This window comes from Nocardia sp. NPDC058497 (genome assembly GCF_042720195.1).
Lineage (GTDB): Bacteria > Actinomycetota > Actinomycetes > Mycobacteriales > Mycobacteriaceae > Nocardia.
The window spans coordinates 1-6,987 of sequence record NZ_JBHXMY010000314.1; the positions used below are offsets into that span (position 1 = coordinate 1).

Genomic DNA, 6,987 nt, shown 5'->3' on the forward strand with positions numbered 1-6,987 from the left:
GGGCACTTCAAACATCGCGTACCTGCTCGGGCTCGACTGGGTGCTCGCCGCACGCTATCAGGAGCTCGCCGCAAAGAAGGCCATGCGCAATCAGCTGAAAAAGGCGGTGAACGATCCGGTCTGGGGGCGGGTCGTCGGCAATTCCGCGGACCTGCGCGGCGAAATGTCGGTGCAGCAGTCGAAGATCGCCGAACTGCGCCGACAACTCGATTCGTTTCGGGTCGTGCCGCAATACGAGGCACTCAAGGAGCGGGCCGACGAACTGACCAGGCGAATCCACGAATTCGGTGAGCAGGACGCGCTCGACAGAATGAACCTGGATCGGCTCGAGCGGGCCATCGAAGAAGCGGTCGATCCCGAGGTCCGCTACCTGGAGCAGGTCTACGACCAGCTCGGTATCGCGCTACCGGACAGCACGCTGCGCCGATTCGACGAAGTCAAGCAGTTCCACGCCGCGGTGGTACGGAACCGCCGAACCTACCTGCGCGCCGAAGTCGAGGCCACCCGGGAAGGCTTGGCGTGGCGCAAGAACGAGCGTGCCAGGCTCGGTGCGGAGCAGGCGCAGATCCTGTCCGAGCTGAACTCCGGCGGTGCGCTGGAAGCGTTGACCATGCTCCAGGAAGCGCTGGCGCAGGAAGAGGCCAAACGGGGTGCGTTAGAGCATCGGTTGGAGGCCGCGCAGACCGTCGAGGCGAGCAGTCGCGAAATCGATGCCGCGCAGGCGCAACTGCGGCAGGAGATCGCCGTCGATCTGGAGGAGCGCCGCAGCCAGACCGACGAGGCGACACTGCTTTTCAACGATCTGGCCGGCAGGTTGTACGGCCACGAGCGCCCGGCGTTCCTCTCCATCGATCCGGGCCCGAGCAGTCTCGAGATCACCCCGAAGATCTTCAGCGACACCAGCCAGGGGATCAACAAGATGTCGATCTTCTGCTTCGACCTCACCATGGCGGTCATCGCGCATCGCGGCGGGCGCGGCCCGGACTTCCTCGTCCATGACAGCCACATCTTCGACGGAGTCGACGACCGGCAGCTCTCCAGCGCACTGACCGCCGCGGCCGAACTTGTCGACGACGAGCGCATGCAGTACATCGTCACCATGAACGAGGACGACCTACACAAGGCGCAACGGCTCGGCTTCGACAGCGAACCGTACGTGATCGAGCCCCGGCTGACCGACCGGGATGAAACCAGTGGGCTGTTCGGGTTCCGGTTCGACCAGTGACGAACGTGGGTGCGCCGCGCCCCGCCGAAGAAGCGCAATGCCACCGTCATCATCCTGGTGCTCTCCGGCCCTTTGCGCTGTGCGGTCCTGGCGGCTGCATCGCCGCGGTCTCCGGCACACCTCTCGGCAGTGGCCGTGTGGGTCGATCCCAAATTCCGGCGCTGCCGCCAAACGTCGGACGACCAGATTGTGCTGTGGCGACCGCGCCATGCATTCGGGGTGCACGCCCCGTCGTGAATGTCGCCGAAATCCTCCGGTGCTCCCGCGCGGAACTCCTCGGCAGTGACCAGACGTTTCGGGCGGTCGAACGGCACGGACATGGTTAGTATTCGGTCTTCACGGGCAGCCGCGGGCGATGTCGCGCAGGGTGGCGCTGTCGGCGGCGGTGATCGGCAAGTCGTAGCTGACGGCGACGGTGAGGTATTTGGCGGCGTAGAAGCAGTGGTTGGGGCGGGCGGGTGGGAGCCAGTCGGCGGGGGTGTCGTCGCCTTTGGTCTGGTTGGTGGACGCGCCGGTGGCCAGCAGGTTCACCGACAGGTCGTTGGCGAAGCGCAGTCTGCGGTCGGGTGGCCAGTGGGCGGCGCCCATGTCCCAGGCCGCGGCCAGCGGGTAGACGTGGTCGATCTGGATGCGGCCGCCGTCGGACTTGCGGAAGGTGAGGTCGGTGCCCGTGTACGGGTCGGTGAGCACGCCCTCGACGACCACGCACCGGCCGCGCCGCACCACCTCCCGCAGCTGGGCGGCGAGCACATTGTTGCGGGTGTCGCAGCCGTCGTGGCCGCCCGGCGCGTCGGTGTCGTCGGACCAGGCGGTGCCGAACACGCATGCCTGGCCCGGCTTGCAGCCGCGTTCATACCCGCCGGGGCGTGGCCGGGCGGCGATCACCCGCACCCGGTCGAGCAGCGCGCTCACCTCGGCGCGCGTCGGACTGCCGGGTGCGGGCAGCACCGGATCGTCCGGTGTGAGCACAGCGCAACCGGCGACCACGAGCACCGTGCCGAGCAGCCAAGCCCATTTCCGCATACCTGCAGGTTGTAGCCGGTGGCACCGACAGATATGCCGAACGGGCTACAACCAGGCGCGCGCCAGGATGTCGTCGGCGGCCACTTCACTGGCATGGGGTGGGAACCGCGTCGCCGCGATCGAGGAGATGTGCGTGCCGTCGTGGCCGACCAGCCACGAACCGCCACGGTCCTCGCACTCGGCGATCTTGGCGAACACGGTGAGCAGGAAAATGATCGAATCGCGCGGATCGACGGTGTGTGCCAGGCGCTGGGATTCGCCGGGTCTGGACAGGTCGAGCCACACGCCGGACTGGCCGTCCAGGCGCATGCCGACGATCTTTCCGGTATCGATGAACGTGAATTTGCGCCGTTCCCACGGGGTTGTCGGGGTATAGCTCTGCTCGAGAACCTGGAGCAGAATCGTCATCACTGCCCTCCGCACGCATACAAGGGGTTCATCGGCCGAGCCGGAGCGAGCCCGGTTCGCCTGGGTCGGTATGTAGTTGTCGCCGGTGGGTGGTCCGGCCCGTGACCAGGGGATACCCCAGTATGTTCCGGGATCGGCGAGAAATCCAGGGGAGGTCGGGCGCGCCGGGTGTCGGTGCCGCCTGCTTGGATGGTCCCCATGCTGCACGGTCTGTGGTCCCCCGGGGCCGGCCTGCTGCTGTGGCACGACGGGGAACCAGTCGCCGTCGGTTCGGTGCTCGGCGACATCCTGGAGCGGGCCAGGTTCCGGCACCGCGCCCAGGTGCTGGTCGTCGATGCCGCAGGGCACGCCGACACCGCCGAGGTACGCGCGCACGCGCTCGCGCCGCCCACGGCGGCCGTTGTGCTGCGCAGCCGACTGCCCCGCGAGAACATCTCCGGCGATCTGCGCTTCCTCGGGCACGTCGCCCGCGGCGTCGAACGGTGGGTGCGGGCGGGCCGGGTGGTGCCGCAGGTCGAGCGGGCCGACGGTCAGTGGTGGGTGCGCTGGCGGCTGGTCGGCGGACAGCGGCAGCGGGCGTGGCTGGCCGAGCTGGCGGCCGCGATGCCCGCGGCGCTGCGGGTCGCCGGGTCGCCCGCCGCCGTGCTCGACGACCTGGTCACCGAGCTCACCGACCCCATCGCCCGCGAATACCTCGCGCACCGCACGATGACGCACCCGATCCTGCGGGCCCTCGTCGGCGACACCCCGCTCGACGTCGGCTCCTACCGGCTGGCCGAGACCCTGGGGCAGTGGCGGGCAGGCTACGCCGCCGACGAACCCGAACTCGTCCTGCGCCTGTGCGAACCCGACGGCGAATTCGGCACCGCCGACGAATCGGTGGCGCTGTGGCGGCTGCAGGTCTGCCTGCGTCCTGTCGACGACGCACCGAAACCTGTTGCGCTCGACGATGATCCGGTCCTGGTTCGTACCGCCGCCGAGAAGCTCGGCCATGCGCGCAAGGCCTACCCGCGCTTGCGTGACCTGCCCACCGACCCGCGCGGCCTCGACCTGCTGCTGCCCACCGAGGTCGTCGCCGACCTGGTCGCCCACGGCGCGCACGCCCTGCAGGAGGCGGGGATCCGGCTGCTGCTGCCGCGTGCCTGGAATATCGCCGAACCGAGCATGCGGCTGCGGGTGAGCAGCCCGGCCGCCGCCGAATCCACCGTCGGACTGAGCGGATTGCTGTCCTACCGCTGGGAATTGGCGCTCGGTGACCTCGTCCTCACCAAACCCGAGATGGAACGGCTGATCCGCAGCAAATCGGACCTGGTGCAGCTGCGCGGAGAATGGGTGCAGGCCGACCACCGGGTACTGGCCGCGGCCGCCCGCTATGTCGCGATGCACGCCGACGACACCCCGATCACCCTCGCCGACATGATCGGCGAACTCGCCGCCGAACGCGTCGACAATGTGCCGGTCACCGAGGTCACCGCCGACGGCTGGGCGGCCGAATTGTTCGCCAGGGAGGGCGAACCCGAGCCTGTCTCGGTGCCGATCGGCCTGAAGGCTGAGCTGCGCCCCTACCAGGAGCGTGGGCTGAGCTGGTTGGCCACGATGAGCCGGCTCAACTGCGGCGCGATCCTGGCCGACGACATGGGCCTCGGTAAAACCGTGCAGGTGCTGGCACTGCTGGCACACGAACGCGAGTCCGCCGCCCGGGTCGACGAGGGCCGATTGCTGTCGGCCGGAGCGGGTGCGGTCGCGTCGACCCGCCGGGTGGCGTCGGCCCGTCGGCGTGCGGGTGCCGCAGCCGACAGCGGCGGGATGCTGCAGGCCGGTGAGCTCGAAGTCGTGGCTGACCAAGGTGGACAGGCCGATTCGCGGCATGGTGCGGGGGCGGCTCAGGTCGGGCCGACGCTGCTGGTGTGCCCGATGTCGGTGGTAGGCAACTGGCAGCGGGAAGCGCAGCGGTTCACCCCCGACCTGCGGGTGCTGGTCCACCATGGGCCAGGACGGCTGACCGGTGCGGAATTCGCTGCGGCGGTGGCAGAGTCGGATCTCGTTGTCACCACCTACTCTCTGCTGGCCCGCGACGCGACCCTGCTCAGCGAACAGCAGTGGGAGCGGGTCGTGCTCGACGAGGCCCAGCACATCAAGAACGCGGCCACCCGGCAGTCGCGAGCCGCCCGCGCACTGCACGCTCGACATCGGCTGGCGCTCACCGGAACTCCGGTGGAGAACCGCCTGGAGGAACTACGGGCCCTGTTCGACTTCGCCATGCCGAAACTGCTCGGCAGCCCGCAATCCTTCCGGGCGAAGTTCGCGGTGCCGATCGAACGTGAACGCGACCAGCAGGCCGTCGACCGGCTGCGATTGATCACCGATCCGTTCGTGCTGCGCAGGCTCAAGACCGATCCGGCGGTCATCAACGACCTGCCGGAGAAGCTGGAGATGACGGTGCGGGCCAACCTCACCGTCGAACAGGCCGCCCTCTACCAGGCAGTGGTCGACGACATGCTCGCGAAACTGAAGGACGCGAAAGGCATGGCGCGCAAGGGTGCCGTGCTCGGCGCGCTGACCCGGCTCAAGCAGGTCTGCAACCATCCCGCGCACTTCCTCGGCGACGGTTCGCCGATCCTGCGCCGCGGCAGTCACCGCTCCGGCAAGCTGGCCCTGGTCGAGGACGTGCTCGACGCGGTCATCGCCGACGGCGAGAAGGCCCTGTTGTTCACCCAGTTCCGCGAATTCGGCGACCTGGTGCTGCCGTACCTCACCGAGCGCTTCGGCACGCCGGTTCCGTTCCTGCACGGCGGCGTCACCAAGCAGCGCCGCGACGACATGGTGACCGGTTTCCAGGGCGAGCACGGCCCGCCGCTGATGCTGCTCTCGCTCAAGGCGGGCGGCACCGGCCTCAACCTGACCGCCGCCAATCACGTGATCCACCTGGACCGCTGGTGGAATCCGGCGGTGGAGAACCAGGCCACCGACCGCGCGTTCCGGATCGGCCAGCAGCGCGCGGTGCAGGTCCGCAAGCTGGTCTGCGTCGACACCATCGAGGAGCGGATCGACGAGATGATCAGCGGCAAGAAGCAATTGGCCGAACTGGCGGTCGGCGCGGGGGAGAACTGGATCACCGAACTGAGCACCGACGAACTGCGCGAACTGTTCACTCTCGGCGCCGAGGCGGTGGGTGACTAGTGGCCGATTTCAGTCAGTTCGGTCCGCGCAGGCCGGTGACCGGCGGCGCCCAGGCCCGCGGCGGCTTCGGCCGGACCTGGTGGGGCAGGTCGCTGCTGGAGGCGGTGGAGAAGGTCGCCGACGCGGGCAGGCTCTCGCGCGGGCGCACCTACGCCAGGGTCGGCCAGGTGGTGAACTACCGGATCGAACGCGGCGCCGTCTCCGCGGAGGTGCAGGGCAGCCAGCCCAGCCCGTTCACCTCGGTGCTGGCGATGCGCCCGCTGCGCGAGGAAGAGGTCGAGCTGCTGCTCGCCGAGATCAGGGAGGCGCCGGGCATGCTCACCGAGATCGCCTCCGGCGCACTGCCACCCGCCCTCGGCCCGCACCTGCTGCCGACCACCGCCGCCGAGCTCGACTTCTCCTGCAGCTGTCCGGACATGGGCTGGCCGTGCAAGCACGTCGCCGCGGTCTGCTACCTGCTCGCCGAACGACTCGACGAGCAACCGAGCGAGATCCTCACCCTGCGCGGCCTCGACCTGGACACCCTCATCGGCGGCGTCGAGAAATCCACCCGCACCACCGAAGCCGGCGATCCGTACGGCGATCTGCTCACGCTTCCCGAACTGCCGCGCATCGAATTCCATGCCGTCATCGAGGATCTCGACCCGATCCCGCTGCGCCGCGCCCTGCGGATGTCGGCCGAGGACGAGCAGATCGCCGCCACCGGCCTGCGCGAATTACGTTCGCTCTACCCGGAATTCGACAGTTGAGAATGCGTGGTGAATTCCTTCCGGCCGCTGCCATCGAGTGCAAAAACCGGCGACCTTTAGCCCGCTTCTCGAGACCAGGACCGGCTTCTGTCGGGGGACTGGACCCAGTCTGGGGGATCAGCTGCCGAGATTACGGTCGCCTCGCCGGCCGCCAGTGACCGACCAGCGCAACCGGTGCACGAAATGACATCGACCGCCCATTCCTCGCTACCGGTCCCGGACTCGTCTGCGGGAAAGAAGGTGTCGTATTGTATTTCTGCGGTGCACCCGTCATTCCAACCTACATGTACCACGCCTTGCTGTGCCAGGCTGAGTATAGCCCGCAACCCCTCGCACTCGATTTCAATCATCAATTACGGCCTCGCTGGAACGATGTGTATGGCTGTCTCTTATACACCTCTT

The 6,987-nt window shown here is 68.3% G+C and carries 5 protein-coding genes; 3 read left to right on the plus strand and 2 right to left on the minus strand.

Annotation, left to right across the window (positions count from 1 at the left end; translation table 11 throughout):
- Window positions 1–1,225 (plus strand): ABC-three component system protein (locus ACFWPJ_RS20345; protein ID WP_378853530.1); only part of this gene is annotated, 1,225 nt, incomplete at its 5' end.
- 336 nt (window positions 1,226–1,561) lie between these two features.
- Here ACFWPJ_RS20345 and ACFWPJ_RS20350 read toward each other — a convergent pair.
- Together ACFWPJ_RS20350 and ACFWPJ_RS20355 are read right to left on the minus strand one after the other, a co-directional pair.
- On the minus strand, window positions 1,562–2,248 hold the full coding sequence (locus ACFWPJ_RS20350; protein WP_378853532.1) for an HNH endonuclease family protein: 687 nt from the start codon (window positions 2,246–2,248) through the stop codon (window positions 1,562–1,564).
- A gap of 45 nt (window positions 2,249–2,293) precedes the next feature.
- Window positions 2,294–2,656, minus strand: coding sequence for a hypothetical protein (locus ACFWPJ_RS20355; RefSeq protein ID WP_378853534.1), 363 nt, complete (start codon window positions 2,654–2,656; stop codon window positions 2,294–2,296).
- A gap of 189 nt (window positions 2,657–2,845) precedes the next feature.
- On the opposite strand from ACFWPJ_RS20355, the gene ACFWPJ_RS20360 reads away from it, so the two are divergent.
- Complete coding sequence (locus tag ACFWPJ_RS20360) at window positions 2,846–5,836, plus strand: DEAD/DEAH box helicase (RefSeq protein ID WP_378853536.1); 2,991 nt, start codon at window positions 2,846–2,848, stop codon at window positions 5,834–5,836.
- Window positions 5,836–6,585 carry an SWIM zinc finger family protein gene (locus tag ACFWPJ_RS20365; RefSeq protein WP_378853538.1) on the plus strand — a complete coding sequence of 250 codons (750 nt, stop codon included), beginning with the start codon at window positions 5,836–5,838 and terminating at the stop codon, window positions 6,583–6,585. The genes ACFWPJ_RS20360 and ACFWPJ_RS20365 overlap by 1 nt, the downstream gene beginning before the upstream one ends.
- The last annotated feature ends 402 nt before the right edge of the window (window positions 6,586–6,987 follow it).

Excerpts from the sequence above, each read along its gene's own strand:
- ACFWPJ_RS20350 (WP_378853532.1), bottom strand. The coding sequence starts at position 2,248 with ATGCGGAAATGGGCTTGGCTGCTCGGCACGGTGCTCGTGGTCGCCGGT.
- ACFWPJ_RS20355 (WP_378853534.1), bottom strand. The coding sequence starts at position 2,656 with ATGACGATTCTGCTCCAGGTTCTCGAGCAGAGCTATACCCCGACAACC.
- ACFWPJ_RS20360 (WP_378853536.1), top strand. The coding sequence starts at position 2,846 with ATGGTCCCCATGCTGCACGGTCTGTGGTCCCCCGGGGCCGGCCTGCTG.